Origin of the sequence: Mesorhizobium marinum (genome assembly GCF_040813675.1) — a bacterium.
Classification (GTDB): Bacteria; Pseudomonadota; Alphaproteobacteria; order Rhizobiales; family Rhizobiaceae; genus Mesorhizobium_K; species Mesorhizobium_K marinum.
Genome location: NZ_JBFOCI010000001.1, coordinates 21,848 through 38,215 on the forward strand (window position 1 = coordinate 21,848; position 16,368 = coordinate 38,215).

Genomic DNA, 16,368 nt, shown 5'->3' on the forward strand with positions numbered 1-16,368 from the left:
GCTTCACGCGGCCTCGAACCTGATGTCCTGCGCGCCGTGCCAAAGGGCGCGCCGGCCGACCTCCGGCAGGAGGTCGAGGCCGGTGGTCAGGGTGATGAAGTGATTGCCGGCGAGCTGGCCCATCTTGCTGGCAAAATGCACGCCGCCATAGGCGAGCAGGATTTCGGTCTCGGAGATGCCGCCGGGGTAGAGAAGGATCTGACCCGGCGCCGGGTAGCTCGTGTGGTTCTCGTAGCCGACCCCGAAGTCGAGATCGCCGAGCGGGATCCACACGCCCTCGCCGCTCCATCGCACGTGCACAACCTTGCTTTCGAAGGGCAGGCGCTCCGCAAAGGCGGCTGCCGTCCGCGGCGCCTTTTCGGTTTCGAGGCGAGCCTCGAACACCATGTCGGCGATGGTGATTTTCAAGCTGGTCACGGCCCCTCCCTGTCGGGCTTTTCCTCCCGCCCCCAGCGATCCAGAATCTCGTATCGATTGATATGAAATCCAGATTAATGTGGAACGCCAATGGCTTAAGTCGTTATGTACGATAAAGAATATTCTGGATTTTTCAATGCGGTCATGTTCCTATCAACGCGATTGGAACAATCCAACACGCCGCCGAGACGGCCACAATGGGAGCACAGGACATGGCAAAGAAGGAAATCATCTGCGCATTCGGCACCGACATCGATTCCGTCGCGGGCTGGATCGGCTCCTATGGCGGCGGGGATTCGCCATCCGATATCCAGCGCGGCATTTTCGCCTCCGAGGTCGGCGTTCCCCGTCTTCTGCGCCTGTTCAAGAAATACGACATCAAGACCAGCTTCTTCGCTCCGGGCCATTCCATCGAGACCTTCCCGAAGGAGATCGAGAAGATCGTCAAGGACGGCCATGAGCTCGGGGCCCACGGCTACCTGCACGAGAACCCGATCGCCATGACGCCGACCCAGGAAGAGGCGGTGCTCGTCAAGTCGATCGAACTCATCCAGAAGTTCTCCGGCAAGAAGCCGCGCGGCTACGTTGCTCCGTGGTGGGAAATGTCGAACTCGACCGCCGCGCTGCTTCAGAAATACGGCTTCAAGTATGACCACAGCCAGGGCTATCGCGATTTCCAGCCCTTCTATGCGCGCGTCGGCGACAGCTGGAACGTCATCGACTATTCCAAGAAGGCCGAGGATTGGATGCATCCTCTCAAGCACGGCAAGGAGATCGACCTCGTCGAGATCGGCGCCAACTGGTACGTCGACGACCTGCCTCCGATGATGTTCATGAAGAAGGCGCCGAACAGCCACGGCTTCGTCAATCCGCGCGATATCGAGGATTTGTGGCGCGACGCCTTCGACTGGGTCTATCGCGAGATGGATTATGCGGTGTTCGCCTTCACAATCCACCCCGACGTCGCAGGCCGTCCGCAGGTGCTGATGATGCTCGAGCGCCTGATCGAACACATCAACGGCAAGACCGGCACGCAGTGGATGACTTTCGAGGAAATCGCCGCCGACTTCCGCAAGCGCTATCCTTTCAAGGGCAAGGGGCGGCCGGAAGTCATCTGAGCGTTCACAGGGCGAGCCGGCGGCTGTAGGATGCCGCCGGTGCCAATGCCGACGCCGAAAGAGGCCAGATCATGTGTTCAGCATGCGGATTTCCGGCGGCGCCCGGCCATTGGACCGAGGCCGGGGCGACGACCCCGCATGATCGCCTGCGCGCCCGCTTTCGCCGCGCGCAGGTCCTGCGGTCGGTGCTGCCCGCCTACGGGCTGACGGCGCATGACGGCGCGGACGTGCCGGGAATTCAGCTTGGCACCCTGTCCGGCGCAAACGCCATCGTGCGCGACCTCGAGGAAGTCTGGAGGGAAGCCGAGAGGCTCACCGGACAGGCAATCGATCCACTGGATCCCCGCTTCATCGGCGACGCCGACTGACCCCCGTGGCTGACGGTCCGATGGACGTTCGACTTCCACCCGGCAAATTTGACAACCGCGACGATGCGGGCGGTCCGGTCGCCGGCGCGGCGGACAACCGCATGCGGCTCACGCTACTGGGCGGCTTCCTCGGCTCCGGCAAGACGACGTGGCTGCGGCATCATCTGCACCACGGCCTGTTCGCCGACGCGTTCGTCGTCGTCAACGAGGCGGCGGAGACGTCGGTAGACGATGCACTGCTTAGCCAGTCGGCCGAGCTTGCCGTGGTGTCGGGGGGCTGCGCCTGCTGCGAGGCGCGCGACGAACTGGTCGCCCTGCTGCGGTCGATCTGCGACAAGCGCGTCAGCGCCGAAAGCGCGCGGCCAGACCGTATCGTCATCGAGACCAGCGGCCTTGCCGATCCGGCTCCGATCGTCGCGGCTATCCGTTCCGATCCCGTTCTGGCGCATCACATCGTGATTTCCGGGATCGTCGTCGCGGTCGACGCGGTCTACGGGCTGGACCAGTTGCGCCAGGAGCCGCTCAGCCGGCGCCAGATGGAGCTCGCAGACCTGCTGGTGGTCACCAAGCTCGACGAGGCCGACGAGGCGGCGCTGACGCGGCTGCTGGCGACGCTGAAGGCGATCAACCCGGGCGCCGCGATTTCCGGCGCCGTGAAGGGCAGCGATGTCGCCCTGCCGGATCATTCCGGGGCCGAGCCCGAGGAACTCGACGCGCTGGGCGAGGCCGCAGGCGGCCTGCCGATCCGCGCGCTGAAGCTCGACATCGGCGAGGACATCGACTGGACGGCCTTCAGCGTGTGGCTGAGCGCGCTGATCCATGCACGCGGCGACGACATCTTGCGCGTCAAGGGCGTGGTGACGGCTCCGTCCGGTCGCCTCCTCCTGCAGAGCGTGCGCAAGATCGTGCAGTCGCCGGAGATCCTGCCAGCCGACGCGGCCGGCGACGACAACAGCCTGGTCTTCATCGGTCGCGGGTTCCGGGCCGAGCAGCTCGACCGGTCGCTGCGCCATTTTGCCGGGCTGCGGGGCTAGGCCGTTCCCGGTGCCGGAAAGGGCCCGGCCCGGAAATGCGAAAACGAGGGGAGGGAGCATGACCGACGACGTCTACGCCAGGCAACAGTTCGGCCAGAAGATCGGTTTCGGCAGGCTGCCGGCGCTGCTGGTCGTCGATTTCGTCAACGGCTTCACCGATCCGGACATCCTCGGCGGCGGCAACATCCTCGACGCGGTCGAGGCGGCGAAGCCGCTGCTCGCCTTCTTTCGCCGCGCGAAGCTGCCGGTCGTCTTCACGCGAATCGTCTATGCCGACGACGGCGCCGATGCCGGCGTCTGGTGCCAGAAGGTGCCGCGGCTGCGCGACCTCATCGAGAAGTCGCATGCCAGCCAGGTCGTCGATGCGCTGGCGCCGGCCCTTGGCGAACTCGTCATCCGCAAGACGCAGGCCTCGGCGTTCTTCGGCACCCATCTCGGCGCGCATTTCGTGGCAAGGGGCGTCGATACGATCGTCCTTGCCGGCTGCACCACGTCGGGCTGCATCCGCGCCAGCGCGATCGATGCGATGAGCATGAACTACCGCGTCACGGTAGCGAAGGACTGCGTCGGCGACCGCGCGCTCGGCCCGCACGAGGCGAACCTGTTCGACATGGGCCAGAAATACGCGGACCTGATGACCGGCGCCGAGATCGTCGAACTCCTGGGGAGCCGGCTGGACGCGCGATAGGAGACTCGCACGTCGCTTCGCGGGCTTGACCGGCTGCTTTGCCCTGTTCGTCTGCCGCACGCCGTCCGGATCGGCGCGAATCTGCTGATTCACAGCTAGAATCAGGCCGCAGCAGCGTGGCCGATACAAGATTTTAGGGATTTCGGATGGTGGGCGTGACAGGGATTGAACCTGTGACCCCTACGATGTCAACGTAGTGCTCTCCCGCTGAGCTACACGCCCATCCGACCGGAGCGCATACACCACTTTTGCCCGGGCGCGTCAATAGCGGTCTGGGCGGCTCTGAAGATTATGCCGCAGGGCGGTGCGGCGGCCGAAACGGTGGGCACGACCGAGGCGTTCCGGCGCATGCACGGTCGCGTTCGCGCGCGCCGCCGACCTGCCGCAGCGGAATTCGCTCAGGCCGCCTGCAACATCTTCTCGACCTCGTTGACGAGGTCGCGCAGGTGGAAAGGCTTCGACAGGATCTTGGCGTCCTTCGGAGCCTTCGAATCGGGATTGAGCGCGACCGCTGCGAAGCCGGTGATGAACATCACCTTGAGGTCGGGGTCGATCTCGGTGGCGCGGCGGGCGAGTTCGATGCCGTCCATCTCGGGCATCACGATGTCGGTCAAGAGCAGCGAGAACGGCTCCTCGCGCAGCCGCTCGTAGGCGCTTGCGCCATTGTCGAAATCGCTGACGTCGTAGCCGGCGCGCTCGAGCGCCTTGACCAGAAACCGGCGCATGTCGTCGTCGTCTTCCGCAAGCAGAATGCGTGTCATCCCAATCCCGTCCGCTTCGCCCACCGGCCCGCTCCCAAACCGGCCTGTTAACCATGCTGTATATGAAGCCTGGCCGGTAAACATCAAGTGAATGTTGCTGGCCCCAGCGCTTGGCGAACCGGGGCTCGCGCGGGCGCTGGACAGCGGACCCGCCTGATGTCAGTTTCGCCCGATGAAGGTGTTCCGCTCATGAATGCGGCCGACGATTTTGCGATCGTGCCGCCGTTCACAATCCGCGAGAGCGCGGAGCAGCGGGTCCCGTTCGTCTTCAACTCGCCGCACAGCGGCAGCCACTATCCCGAGCGATTCCTGGCGCTGGCCAGGCTCGACGGCGTGGAGATACGCCGCTCGGAGGACTGCTATGTCGACGAGTTGTTCGGCGCCGCACCCCCGCTTGGCGCACCGCTTCTCGCGGCCAATTTCCCGCGCGCCTATCTCGACGTGAACCGCGAGCCCTGGGAACTCGACCCGCGCATGTTCACCGAACCGGTGCCGCCCTTCGCCAACATCCGGTCGGCTCGGGTTGCCGGCGGCCTCGGCACGGTGCCCAAGCTGGTCGGCGAGGGCCTCGACATCTACGCCTGCCGGCTGCCGCTCGCCGAGGCGGTGGGTCGGATCGAAGCGGTCTACAAGCCCTACCACGACGCGCTGAAGCACCTGCTGACCCGCACCCATGCCCGCTTCGGCTATGCGGTTCTGGTCGATTGCCATTCGATGCCGGCCAGCATTCGCATCGGCGACGGCGGGGTGCGCCCGGATTTCATTATCGGCGACCGTTTCGGCGTTTCGGCCAACCGCGCGCTGACCGAGGCTGCGATCGCCTCGCTGGCGTCGATGGGCTATGCGGTCGCGCACAACAAGCCCTATGCCGGCGGTTTCATCACGGAACACTACGGCAGGCCGGCGCGCGGGCTGCATGCGCTGCAGATCGAGATCAATCGCGGTCTCTACATGAACGAGCGTACGCTCGAGCGCACCGCCGGCTTCCATGCGCTGGCCGAGGATCTCACGCGGTTCATGTCCGAACTGATGGCGATGCCCGACCACAACTTCCTCGACGATCCCCTGGACCGGAGGCTGGCGGCCGAATAGGACGCCGGAGGCGGTGCGGTCAAAAAAAGACCGCATCGTTACCGACGCGGTCGAAGTCTAGGGAGGAAACGCCCAAGGAGGGCATGGACAGGAGAACCTGTCCGAATCAGAGAATATTGTGCGATGCACAAATGTCAACGAGGCCCAAACCGCTTTTGTCAGACTTAATGAAGATTATGACCGAATCGGCCTGTTCGTTGTATTTTTGCATCGCCCTTTGCCATCAGGAGATGTGTTTTGCACGTACCGGTTGAGTTTTTCAGGCGGATTGCCAGCGCGGCGGCACAGGAAACCCTGCCGCGGTTCCGCCGATTCGGCGACATCCTGAACAAGGTTGAGGGCGGCTTCGACCCCGTGACCGAGGCCGACAGGGAGGCCGAGCAGGCGATCCGGGCACTGATCAAGGCGGAACATCCGGGCCACGGAATCCTCGGCGAGGAGTTCGGTGCGGAGAACGCGACCAGCGATCATGTCTGGGTGATCGATCCGATCGACGGCACGCGTTCGTTCATCTCCGGCGTTCCGCTCTGGGGCACGCTGGTCGGTCTGACCCACAAGGGCGACGCGGTGGCGGGCATGATGGCGCAGCCGTTCACCGGCGAACTGTACTACGCGAGCGCTGGCGAAGCATGGCTCGAAGGGCCCGAGGGCGACCGCCGGCGGCTGTCGACCCGCCGAACTACAGGCCTCGACCAGGCGACGCTCTGCACGACGACGCCTGCGCTGTTCCAGGGCGACAGGCGCGTCGCCTACGATCGGCTCGAGAATGCCGTGCGGATGCCGCGCTACGGCACCGACTGCTACGGCTACGCCATGCTTGCCGCTGGCAATGTCGACCTGGTGGTCGAGGTCGGGCTGCAATCCTACGACATCGTCGCGCTGATCCCGATCATCGAGGCCGCCGGCGGAATGATCACCGAATGGAACGGGGGACCGGCGGAGGAGGGCGGCGGCATTGTCGCCGCGGCGACCCCGGAACTGCATGCGGCGGCGATGGAGATGCTGCATGCCGGCCGCAGCGACCCGGTCGGCTAGGCTGGGCCTGGGATCGCAGAGCGGCTTCGCCTACAGCGAGGGATGTGACAGTTCCAGCCTGGCGTCGTTGCCGGGCACGAAGGCGTCGAAGGCGGCGAGAAGCTGCTCCCGGAAGATGTCGGCTTCCTGCAGGAGTTCATGGCGGGCGCCGGCGATGGTCAGGATCTGGCCACCGCGCAGCCGCCGCGCGTAGTCGGCGATCGCCCGGGTGGAGACGACCTCGTCATTGCCGGCGCCGACGAACATGATCGGGATGTTGATCCGCTGCATGAACTCCGGATCCTGAACGATCTCGACCGCCCGGCAGGCGGCGCGGATCCAGGCGACGGTCGGCCCGCCCAGCGCCAGCTTGGGAAATTTTTCGTAGAGTTCCATGTTGCGCCGGTAGCGGCCGATGTCGGTGGTCAGCTTGTTGGTCGCGAAGGGCGGCGACCGGCGCGGCCTGGCCCCCCAGGCGCCGTACATGCGGCCGAGCCCCATCCAGTAGAGCACCCCTGCGATGCGGGCGATCGTCGGCATCGAAAGCGGCAGGCCGATATAGTCGAAGAAGGGCGCGGCCAGCACCATGCGCTGCACCCGGTTCACGAGCGATGGCGTGGCGAGCAGCGCGATCAGCGATCCCGTCGAATGGCCGAGAATGTAGTACGGCCCGCGGCAATCCGGCAGCACGACCTCCTCGAAGAAGCTGTCGAGGTCCTTCACGTAACTGGCGAAGTCGCGCACGTGCCCGCGCTGCGGATCGCGCAGCAGGCGATCCGATCCGCCCTGGCCGCGCCAGTCGAACGTGGCCGCCGTGAAGCCGCGCTCGGACAGGTTGCGCGCCGTTTCGAAATATTTCTCGATGCACTCGTTGCGGCCCGAAAGGATGATGACCGTTCCCTTCAGCGGCCTGGCCACGGCGGGAAACCGGCCATAGCGCAGCTTCTTGCCATCGACCGTCGTGAAATATCCGCCGATCGCCTTTTCAGGCGGCGGGTTGCTGGGGATTACGTTGAAGACGTCCGTCATGGGGCGCTTTCGCGACGATGGAGTAGCGCCTTGGCCTGCGTGGCGCCGTCAGGTGATAGAAAGCGTCTGGCGAGAATGCAAGGAACGAGTTTCCGCCAAGGCAGGGACGGAAGGCCGGAAGACCGCTTTTGGCGGGCTTCCGGCCCGGTCGAGCCGGGGAAGGGACGTTGCACCCGGATCGGCCTCGGAGCGATGCGGGCCGCGCATCGCCTCGTCACGATGCAGAGACTAGCCCGGCAACCCTGAACGCGACCCGAAGCGACGGTTCATGGCGCGTTCATCGGCCCCGGCCGGCCGATTGGGGGCGAGACCGGATGGCAGTCTTGAAATGCCCTGTTTCGCTCCCCAGATCATTCCTGCGGTCGCCGATCTCGGGACCGCTGGTCCAGCCGGAATGCCAAGGGGCTTCAAGCCGGGTTCTGCAAGGGATCAAACGCAAACCATGTTGCTCGACAGGAGAACAAACCCATGCGTCACGTTGATTTTTCGCCGCTCTACCGTTCGACCGTAGGCTTCGACCGCCTCTTCACGATGCTCGATTCGCTTGGCCAGCCCGACAGCGGCCAGTCCTATCCCCCCTACAACATCGAGCGCACCGGCGAGGACGCCTATCGCATCTCCATGGCCGTCGCCGGTTTCTCGGAGAAGGACATCGCAATCGAGGCTCACCGCAACGTCCTGTCCGTCAAGGGCGAGCGCAAGGAAGAGGCCAATGACGAAGGCTCCGAGGTGCTCTATCGCGGCATTGCCGCGCGCAGCTTCGAGCGCCGATTCCAGCTTGCGGACCATGTCGAGGTGCTCGGCGCCCAGCTCAAGAACGGCCTTCTGCACATCGACCTGAAGCGCACGGTTCCGGAGGAACTGAAGCCGCGCAAGATCGAGATCGGCAATGGCGGCAAAGCCAAGCAGATCGAGGCCAAGGCCGCGGCCTGACCCGTCGTCTCCTCCCGAGACGGAAGCGGCGCCGAAAGGCGCCGCTTCTTTTTTGTAGAATGACGTCGTTCGGCTAGCCGATCAGATCGCCGAACCGGTCGACCTCGTCTTGCGTCGTCGCGAAGCTGGTGACGAAGCGCCACAGCTTTTCTCCGGTCGCCACGCCATCGAAGCCGTGCGGCGTCAACCAGTCGTAGAAGCGCGCACCTTTGTCCTGCAGCGCCTGTGCATGCACCGGCGGCATGATTGCGAATACCTCGTTCGCCTGGGGCTCCCAGGCGAGGCGCATCGCGCCGGAGTGGCGGATGTGCCCGGCGAGCCTGTCGGCCATGGCGTTGGCGTGCCGCGCCGTTTCGAGCCACAGGTCGTCCTGGAAATAGGCGCTGAACTGGGCGGCGATGAAGCGCGACTTGGAAAACAGTTGCGCGGCGCGCTTTCGGATGAAGCCGAACTCCTTCGCCCTTGCTGTGTCGAAGTGAATGACGGCCTCCGCGCACCAGCAGCCGTTCTTCGTGCCGCCGAAGGACAGCATGTCGACGCCGCTCTTCCACGTCATCTCTGCCGGCGTCGCGCCGAGCGAGACGAGGGCATTGGCAAAACGCGCCCCATCCATGTGCAGCGGCAGCGCGTGTTCCCTTGCGACGGCGGCGATATCCCTGATCTGCTCGATCGAATACACCGTGCCGATCTCCGTGGCCTGGGTGATGGAGACCGCCGCAGGCCGGCCGGCATGCACATTGTCGCCGGCGAAGCGCCCGACCGCCGAAGCCAGCGCGCCCGGGTCAATCCGACCGAGCGATCCGTCGACGCCGAACAGGCGCGAACCTCCCATGAAGTATTCCGGCGCGCCGCATTCGTCCTCGATGAGATGCGATTCGCGGTGACAGAAGGACAGGCCGCCCGGCTTGTCGGCGCTGACCAGCGACAAAGCGTTGGCGGCTGTCCCCGTGCCGACGAAGAACACGGCGACTTCGCGCTCGAAGATTTCGTTGAACCGGCGGGCGACCGCCCTGTCCAGATCGCCGTTGCCGTACGCCGGATCGAAGCCCGAAGCACGTGCCGAAAGGCCGGCGGCGATGCTCGGATGCGCGCCTGCCCAGTTGTCAGATGAAAAGATCACGATTCTTGTCCCGGTCCCATTGGAGGCGCGCAACCTGACCGTTTTTGCGCGGCGACTGCAAGAGCCACGCAGGCCGGAATCCTGGCCGCCGGGGCAACCTCCAGCGGAATCTCAGGACGGTAAATTCGGGGCGTCGCGCAATTTTCTTTCGCCGACCGCACCTTTTTTTGCCGAATCGGTCTTGTAAGCGGCCCTGGTTTCTGCAATAAGAATATAGGACAGTAGTGCTGTCTTATTTATCCGCGCATGAACCGGCGGTTTGGCGTATTGTGGTCGCCCCGCCGGCTTTGCGCGCGCCGCTGCCGCTGCGAAGACGAACCCGCCCCCTCGGCACGCCCGGGAAGGCCAGGAACGGAGACGATGTTGATGACGGACTTTGCGCCCTCTGTGACGGAGCAGACCGTGCCCGCCCAGACGAGCGGTGCGTCCGTCAAACGCGCCGGCCTATCCAGCTTGCCGGGCTTGCCGGAAGCGCAGGGCCTCTACGATCCGAGGAACGAGCACGACGCCTGCGGCGTCGGCTTCATCGCCCAGATGAAGGGCGTGAAGTCGCACAAGATCGTCGAGGACGGTCTGTTCATGCTGGAAAACCTCACCCATCGCGGCGCGGTCGGCGCCGACCCGCTGGTCGGCGATGGCGCCGGCGTGCTGGTTCAGATCCCCGATGCGCTTTTCCGCGAGGACATGGCCAGGCAGGGCATCGAGCTGCCGGCGCCCGGACAGTATGGCGTCGGCCACTGGTTCATGCCGCAGGACGCGGCGATGCGCGACCACATTGACGAAATCATCCGCGAATCGGCCCAGTCGGAAGGCCTGCCGCTGATCGGCTTCCGCGACGTTCCGGTCGACAATGCCTCGCTGTCCAAGGCGCCCGAAATCGCCGCGGCCGAGCCGCATCATCGCCAGGTCTTCATCGGCCGCACGCCCGACATCGACAACGACGAGGAGTACGAGGCGCGCCTCTACCTGCTGCGCAAGGTCATCTCCGGCCGCATCTATGCGGAGAACGAGAACAAGGACATCGGCGCCTATTGCGTCTCGCTGTCGGCGCGCACCATCGTCTACAAGGGCATGTTCCTGGCCAACCAGGTCGGCGCCTACTACAAGGACCTCAAGGACCCGCGCTTCGAGACCGCGCTGATCCTCGTCCATCAGCGCTTCTCGACCAACACCTTCCCGTCGTGGAAGCTGGCGCACCCTTACCGCATGGTCGCCCACAACGGCGAAATCAACACGGTCCGCGGCAACAACAACTGGATGGCGGCGCGCCAGGCCTCGGTCGATTCCGAGCTGTTCGGCAACGACATCTCCAAGCTGTGGCCGATCTCCTACGAGGGACAGTCGGACACCGCGTGCTTCGACAACGCGCTCGAGTTCCTGTTCCAGGGCGGCTACACGCTGGCGCACGCCATGATGATGCTGGTTCCGGAAGCCTGGGCCGGCAACAAGCTCATGGATGCCGACCGCAAGGCGTTCTACGAGTATCATGCCGCCCTGATGGAGCCGTGGGACGGCCCGGCGGCGCTCGTCTTCACCGACGGCCGCCAGATCGGCGCGACCCTCGACCGCAACGGGCTGAGGCCCGCCCGCTACATCGTCACCGACGACGACCGGGTGATCATGGCCTCGGAAGCGGGCGTGCTGCCGGTGCCCGAGGAGAAGATCGTCACCAAGTGGCGCCTGCAGCCGGGCAAGATGCTGCTGATCGACCTGGTGAAGGGCCGCATCATCTCGGACGACGAGATCAAGGCTGAGATCGCCACCAAGCACCCCTACAAGCAGTGGCTGGCCAACACACAGTTGATCCTGGAGGACCTGAAGCCGGTCGAGCCGCGCGAACTGCGGCGCGACGTGTCGCTGCTCGATCGCCAGCAGGCCTTCGGCTACACGCAGGAAGACACCAAGCTCCTGATGTCGCCGATGGCGACGACGGGCCAGGAAGCGGTCGGCTCGATGGGCACCGACACGCCGATCTCGGCGATGTCGGATCGCACGAGGCTGCTCTACACCTATTTCAAGCAGAACTTCGCCCAGGTCACCAACCCGCCGATCGACCCGATCCGCGAGGAGTTGGTGATGAGCCTGGTGTCCTTCATCGGGCCGCGGCCCAACATCTTCGACCTGGTCGGCTCCTCGCGGCGCAAGCGGCTCGAGGTGCGCCAGCCGATCCTCACCAATGGCGACCTCGAGAAGATCCGCTCGATCGGCCATACCGAGGACCGGTTCGATACCAAGACGATCGATATCACCTACGCGGCCGCGGAAGGCGCCGCCGGCATGCCGGCGGCCATCGAGCGGCTTTGCGAACGCGCCGAGGCGGCCGTCGCCGGCGGCTACAACATCATCATCCTATCCGACCGCCAGATCGGACCGGACCGCATCGACATCCCGACGCTGCTGGCCACCGCCGCTGTGCACCACCACCTCATCCGCAAGGGGCTGCGCACCTCGGTCGGCCTCGTGGTCGAGTCCGGCGAACCGCGCGAGGTGCATCACTTCTGCTGCCTCGCCGGCTACGGCGCCGAGGCGATCAACCCCTATCTCGCCTTCGACACGCTGATCGACATGCACAGGCGCGGCGAGTTCCCGCCGGAGGTCGACGCCACGGAGGTGGTCACCCGCTACATCAAGTCGATCGGCAAGGGCATGCTCAAGGTCATGTCCAAGATGGGCATCTCGACCTACCAGTCCTATTGCGGCGCGCAGATTTTCGACGCCGTCGGCCTGAAGTCGGATTTCGTGGAGAAGTACTTCACCGGGACCGCCACCACCATCGAGGGCGTCGGTCTGGAGGAGATCGCCGCCGAGACCGTTTCGCGCCATGCCTCCGCCTTCGGCGACGACCCGGTCCTGCGCAACGCGCTCGAGGTCGGTGGCGAATACATGTACCGCATGCGCGGCGAGGCCCATATGTGGACGCCCGACGCGGTTGCATCGCTGCAGCACGCCGTGCGGCAGGGATCATGGTCGACCTTCAAGGAATTCTCCGCGCAGATCGACAGCGAGACGGCGCGGGCCCAGACGATCCGCGGCCTGTTCAAGATCAGGCTCGCCGGCGAGACCGGGCGCGATCCCGTGCCGCTCGACGAGGTCATGCCGGCTGCCGACATCGTCAGGCGGTTCTCGACCGGCGCCATGTCGTTCGGCTCGATCAGCAGAGAGGCGCACACGACGCTTGCCATCGCCATGAACAGGATCGGCGGCAAGTCGAACACGGGCGAGGGCGGCGAGGAGCCGGATCGCTACCTGCCGCTGCCGGGCGGCGGGGCCAACCCAGAGCGCTCGGCGATCAAGCAGATCGCATCGGGGCGCTTCGGCGTCACCACCGAATATCTCGTCAATTCCGATGTCATGCAGATCAAGGTGGCGCAGGGCGCCAAGCCAGGCGAAGGCGGTCAGTTGCCCGGCCACAAGGTCGACGCGACGATCGCCAAGACCCGGCATTCGACGCCCGGCGTCGGGCTGATCTCGCCGCCGCCGCACCATGACATCTATTCGATCGAGGATCTGGCGCAGCTCATCTACGACCTGAAGAACGTCAACCCGGCCGCCGACGTTTCGGTGAAGCTGGTCTCCGAGGTCGGCGTCGGCACGGTCGCCGCCGGCGTCGCCAAGGCGCGCGCCGACCACATCACCATCTCCGGCTATGACGGGGGTACCGGCGCTTCCCCGCTGACCTCGCTGAAGCATGCCGGCAGCCCTTGGGAAATGGGCCTTGCGGAAACGCACCAGACGCTGGTGCTTAACGGCCTGCGCAGCCGCGTCGCGCTGCAGGTCGACGGCGGATTGCGCACCGGCCGCGACGTTGTGATCGGCGCCCTGCTCGGCGCCGACGAGTTCGGCTTCTCGACGGCGCCGCTGATCGCCGCCGGTTGCATCATGATGCGAAAGTGCCATCTCAACACCTGCCCTGTCGGCGTGGCCACGCAGGATCCGGTCCTGCGCAAGCGCTTCAAGGGCACGCCCGAGCACGTCATCAACTACTTCTTCTACGTTGCCGAGGAAGTGCGCGAACTGCTGGCCGCCATGGGCTTCCGGCATATCGACGAAATCGTCGGCGATACCGAACTGCTCGAGAAGCGTGCCGTCATTGCGCACTGGAAGGCGCGCGGCCTCGACTTCAGCCGCATCTTCTACAAGCCCGACGCGCCGCGCGAAGCGACCCACTGGACCGAGCGGCAGAAGCACCCGATCGATGACGTGCTCGACCGCAAGCTGATCGAACTGGCCAGGCCGGCGCTCGATTCGCGCCAGCCGGTGGAGATCGAACTGCCGATCCGCAACGTCGACCGTTCGGCCGGCGCGATGCTGTCCGGCGAGGTGGCCAAGCGCTACCGGCACAAGGGCCTGCGCGAGGACACCATCTCGGTGAAGCTGACCGGCACCGCTGGGCAGTCGTTCGGGGCGTTCCTGGCGCGCGGGATCTCCTTCGAGCTGATCGGCGACGGCAACGACTATGTCGGCAAGGGCCTGTCGGGCGGCCGCATCGTCATCCGCCCGCCCGAGGAATCAAAGATCGTCGCCGAGGAGTCGATCATCGTCGGCAACACCGTGCTCTACGGCGCCACCGAGGGCGAGTGCTACTTCCGCGGCGTCGCCGGCGAACGCTTCGCCGTGCGCAACTCGGGCGCGGCGGTCGTCGTCGAAGGCGTCGGCGACCATGGCTGCGAATACATGACCGGCGGCATCGTCGTCGTCATCGGCAAGACCGGCCGCAACTTCGCGGCCGGCATGTCGGGCGGCGTCGCCTACGTCCTCGACGAGGCCGGCGACTTCGCCGAGCGCTGCAACATGGCGATGGTCGAACTCGAGCCGGTGCCGGAAGAGGACTACCTGCTCGAGAAGCTGCATCATCATGGCGGCGACATCGACCACAAGGGACGTGTCGACGTGTCGGGCGACATGACCAGCCACGACGAGGAGCGGCTGCACCAGTTGATCTCCAACCACGCGCACTTCACCGGCTCGACCAAGGCCCGCACGATCCTCGAGAACTGGGCCGACTACCGGCCGAAGTTCCGCAAGATCATGCCGGTCGAGTACAAGCGGGCGCTGGAAGAGATGGCCCGTATGAGGATGGGCGTGGCGGCGGAATGATACGGTTCGCCATCTTTCCGATGGGCGTGCCGCCCTCACTCAAACCCGGAGCGCGTCCGCGCTGATTGACGGGCCGCTGCTTGCGGCCTTCAATGCCGGGGCTTGTCTCCGGCTGAAGTCAAAACCACGTACGGCCAAGCGGGCCAAGGGTCCCGGTCGAGCGCAGGTCCGAGGTGAACCATGGGCAAGGTAACAGGATTTCTCGAGATCGACCGGCAGGTGCACAAGTACCAGCCGGCCTCCGACCGCATCCGGCATTTCAAGGAATTCACGCTGCCGATGTCGGACAAGGAGGTCGAGAAACAGGCCGCCCGCTGCATGGACTGCGGCATCCCGTTCTGCCACGGGCCGACCGGCTGCCCGATCCACAACCAGATCCCCGACTGGAACGACCTCGTCTACAATGGCGACTGGGACGCGGCGATCCGCAACCTGCACTCGACCAACAATTTTCCCGAGTGGACCGGGCGCATCTGCCCGGCGCCATGCGAGGAAGCCTGCACGCTGAACCTCGAGGATATTCCGGTCGCCATCAAGACGGTGGAGCAGGCGCTCGCCGACAAGGCCTACGAGACCGGCTACGTGCGTCCCTATCCGCCGCAGCAGAAGACCGGCAAGCGGGTTGCGATCATCGGCTCGGGGCCATCAGGCATGGCCGCCGCGCAGCAACTCGGCCGCGCCGGCCACGACGTGCATGTCTTCGAGCGCGAGTCGAAGCCTGGCGGGCTGATGCGCTTCGGCATTCCGGATTTCAAGATGGAGAAGCGCTACATCGATTCCCGCGTCGCTCAGATGGAAGGCGAGGGCGTCACCTTCTTCTGCGGCGTCAATGTCGGCATCGACAGGAAGATCGCCGACCTCCTCGCGGAGTATGACGCGGTGCTCTATTGCGGCGGTTCCGAGACCCCGCGCGCGGCCGGCATTCCGGGCGACGGGCTTCAGGGCGTGCATGACGCCATGCCTTACCTCGTGCAGCAGAACAAGCGCGTCGGCGGAGAGGACATCCAGTCCGTCGCATGGCCGGAGAAGCCGATCCTTGCCAACGGCAAGCATGTTGTCGTGGTCGGCGGCGGCGACACCGCGTCCGACTGCGTCGGCACCGCATTCCGCCAGGGCGCGGTGCGCGTCACCCAGCTCGACATCCGGCCGCAGCCTCCGGAAAAGGAGAACAAGCTGTCGGTCTGGCCGTACTGGGCGACCAAGATGCGCACATCCTCCAGCCAGGCCGAGGGTGCCGAGCGCGAGTTCCAGGTGGCGACGCTGGAATTCATCGGCGAGGACGGCCAGTTGACCGGCGTCAAGTGCTGCGAGGTCGACGAGAAGCGCAAGCCGATCGCCGGCACGGAATTCGTCATCCGCGCCGATCTCGCCTTCATCGCCATCGGTTTCGCCGGCCCGATCGCCGGCGGCGTGACCAGGGAACTCGAAGGCCAGATGAAGCTCGTCACCGACAGCCGGCGCTCGACCAACGTCGCCGCCAACGATCGCGACTACCGCACCAGCGTTGACAAGCTGTGGTCGGCCGGTGACGTGCGCCGCGGCCAGTCCCTTGTCGTCTGGGCCATTCGCGAGGGCCGCCAGGCGGCGCGCGCCATCGACGAAACGCTGATGGGCACGACGGTGCTGCCCGAATAAGGCAGCACCGCGGATCGGCTGTCTAAGCCGGGGGCTGCCGGCATGCCGGAAGCCGTGAGAGT

Annotated in this window: 13 protein-coding genes and 1 tRNA gene; 9 read left to right on the top strand and 5 right to left on the bottom strand. The window is 65.4% G+C overall.

Annotation, left to right across the window (positions count from 1 at the left end):
- Positions 1–3 precede the first annotated feature (3 nt).
- Positions 4–417, bottom strand: coding sequence for a DUF3830 family protein (locus tag ABUE31_RS00095; protein ID WP_367721439.1), 414 nt, complete (start codon positions 415–417; stop codon positions 4–6).
- Positions 418–629: 212 nt separating this feature from the next.
- Here ABUE31_RS00095 and ABUE31_RS00100 point away from each other — a divergent pair, with 212 nt between their 5' ends.
- The 4 genes from ABUE31_RS00100 (at position 630) to ABUE31_RS00115 (ending at position 3,625) form a co-directional block, all read left to right on the top strand.
- Positions 630–1,535 (top strand): polysaccharide deacetylase family protein, encoded by a 906-nt coding sequence (locus ABUE31_RS00100; protein ID WP_367721440.1) that lies wholly within the window; start codon positions 630–632, stop codon positions 1,533–1,535.
- Between the two features lie 71 nt (positions 1,536–1,606).
- Entirely contained in the window at positions 1,607–1,903 is a 297-nt protein-coding gene (locus tag ABUE31_RS00105; RefSeq protein WP_367721441.1) for a hypothetical protein, read from the top strand.
- Between the two features lie 101 nt (positions 1,904–2,004).
- Positions 2,005–2,937, top strand: coding sequence for a CobW family GTP-binding protein (locus ABUE31_RS00110; RefSeq protein WP_367721442.1), 933 nt, complete (start codon positions 2,005–2,007; stop codon positions 2,935–2,937).
- 58 nt (positions 2,938–2,995) lie between these two features.
- A complete protein-coding gene (locus ABUE31_RS00115; RefSeq protein WP_367721443.1) occupies positions 2,996–3,625 on the top strand; it encodes an isochorismatase family protein in 630 nt (209 codons plus the stop codon).
- Between the two features lie 147 nt (positions 3,626–3,772).
- On the opposite strand, the gene ABUE31_RS00120 is transcribed toward ABUE31_RS00115, so the two are convergent.
- Positions 3,773–3,847 (bottom strand) — tRNA-Val (locus ABUE31_RS00120).
- Positions 3,848–4,023: 176 nt separating this feature from the next.
- The gene (gene cpdR, locus ABUE31_RS00125) at positions 4,024–4,386 is read right to left on the bottom strand and encodes a cell cycle two-component system response regulator CpdR (RefSeq protein ID WP_367721444.1); all 363 of its coding nucleotides are present in this window, start codon (positions 4,384–4,386) and stop codon (positions 4,024–4,026) included.
- Positions 4,387–4,542: 156 nt separating this feature from the next.
- Between cpdR and ABUE31_RS00130 the strand changes: the two genes are divergently transcribed.
- Positions 4,543–5,478, top strand: a complete 936-nt coding sequence (locus tag ABUE31_RS00130; RefSeq protein WP_437344050.1) for an N-formylglutamate amidohydrolase — start codon at positions 4,543–4,545, stop codon at positions 5,476–5,478.
- A 237-nt stretch (positions 5,479–5,715) separates the two neighbouring features.
- The gene (gene hisN / locus ABUE31_RS00135; protein WP_367721445.1) at positions 5,716–6,513 is read left to right on the top strand and encodes a histidinol-phosphatase; all 798 of its coding nucleotides are present in this window, start codon (positions 5,716–5,718) and stop codon (positions 6,511–6,513) included.
- 30 nt (positions 6,514–6,543) lie between these two features.
- Here hisN and ABUE31_RS00140 read toward each other — a convergent pair whose 3' ends face one another.
- Positions 6,544–7,521 carry an alpha/beta fold hydrolase gene (locus ABUE31_RS00140; protein ID WP_367721446.1) on the bottom strand — a complete coding sequence of 326 codons (978 nt, stop codon included), beginning with the start codon at positions 7,519–7,521 and terminating at the stop codon, positions 6,544–6,546.
- A 468-nt stretch (positions 7,522–7,989) separates the two neighbouring features.
- Here ABUE31_RS00140 and ABUE31_RS00145 point away from each other — a divergent pair, with 468 nt between their 5' ends.
- Positions 7,990–8,454, top strand: coding sequence for an Hsp20 family protein (locus tag ABUE31_RS00145; RefSeq protein ID WP_367721447.1), 465 nt, complete (start codon positions 7,990–7,992; stop codon positions 8,452–8,454).
- Positions 8,455–8,527: 73 nt separating this feature from the next.
- Here ABUE31_RS00145 and ABUE31_RS00150 read toward each other — a convergent pair whose 3' ends face one another.
- Positions 8,528–9,574, bottom strand: coding sequence for a threonine aldolase family protein (locus ABUE31_RS00150; protein ID WP_367721448.1), 1,047 nt, complete (start codon positions 9,572–9,574; stop codon positions 8,528–8,530).
- Positions 9,575–9,940: 366 nt separating this feature from the next.
- On the opposite strand from ABUE31_RS00150, the gene gltB reads away from it, so the two are divergent.
- Together gltB and ABUE31_RS00160 are read left to right on the top strand one after the other, a co-directional pair.
- The gene (gene gltB, locus ABUE31_RS00155; protein ID WP_367721449.1) at positions 9,941–14,671 is read left to right on the top strand and encodes a glutamate synthase large subunit; all 4,731 of its coding nucleotides are present in this window, start codon (positions 9,941–9,943) and stop codon (positions 14,669–14,671) included.
- Between the two features lie 180 nt (positions 14,672–14,851).
- Positions 14,852–16,306: a glutamate synthase subunit beta gene (locus tag ABUE31_RS00160; RefSeq protein WP_367721450.1), complete on the top strand. Its 1,455-nt coding sequence runs from the start codon at positions 14,852–14,854 to the stop codon at positions 16,304–16,306.
- Positions 16,307–16,368: the final 62 nt, after the last annotated feature.

What these genes read in the sequence shown, in the direction of transcription:
- ABUE31_RS00100 (WP_367721440.1), top strand. Translation starts at nt 630, where the DNA reads ATGGCAAAGAAGGAAATCATCTGCGCATTCGGCACCGACATCGATTCC.
- ABUE31_RS00105 (WP_367721441.1), top strand. Translation starts at nt 1,607, where the DNA reads ATGTGTTCAGCATGCGGATTTCCGGCGGCGCCCGGCCATTGGACCGAG.
- ABUE31_RS00110 (WP_367721442.1), top strand. Translation starts at nt 2,005, where the DNA reads ATGCGGCTCACGCTACTGGGCGGCTTCCTCGGCTCCGGCAAGACGACG.
- ABUE31_RS00115 (WP_367721443.1), top strand. Translation starts at nt 2,996, where the DNA reads ATGACCGACGACGTCTACGCCAGGCAACAGTTCGGCCAGAAGATCGGT.
- cpdR (WP_367721444.1), bottom strand. Translation starts at nt 4,386, where the DNA reads ATGACACGCATTCTGCTTGCGGAAGACGACGACGACATGCGCCGGTTT.
- ABUE31_RS00130 (WP_437344050.1), top strand. Translation starts at nt 4,543, where the DNA reads ATGTCAGTTTCGCCCGATGAAGGTGTTCCGCTCATGAATGCGGCCGAC.
- ABUE31_RS00140 (WP_367721446.1), bottom strand. Translation starts at nt 7,521, where the DNA reads ATGACGGACGTCTTCAACGTAATCCCCAGCAACCCGCCGCCTGAAAAG.
- ABUE31_RS00145 (WP_367721447.1), top strand. Translation starts at nt 7,990, where the DNA reads ATGCGTCACGTTGATTTTTCGCCGCTCTACCGTTCGACCGTAGGCTTC.
- gltB (WP_367721449.1), top strand. Translation starts at nt 9,941, where the DNA reads ATGACGGACTTTGCGCCCTCTGTGACGGAGCAGACCGTGCCCGCCCAG.
- ABUE31_RS00160 (WP_367721450.1), top strand. Translation starts at nt 14,852, where the DNA reads ATGGGCAAGGTAACAGGATTTCTCGAGATCGACCGGCAGGTGCACAAG.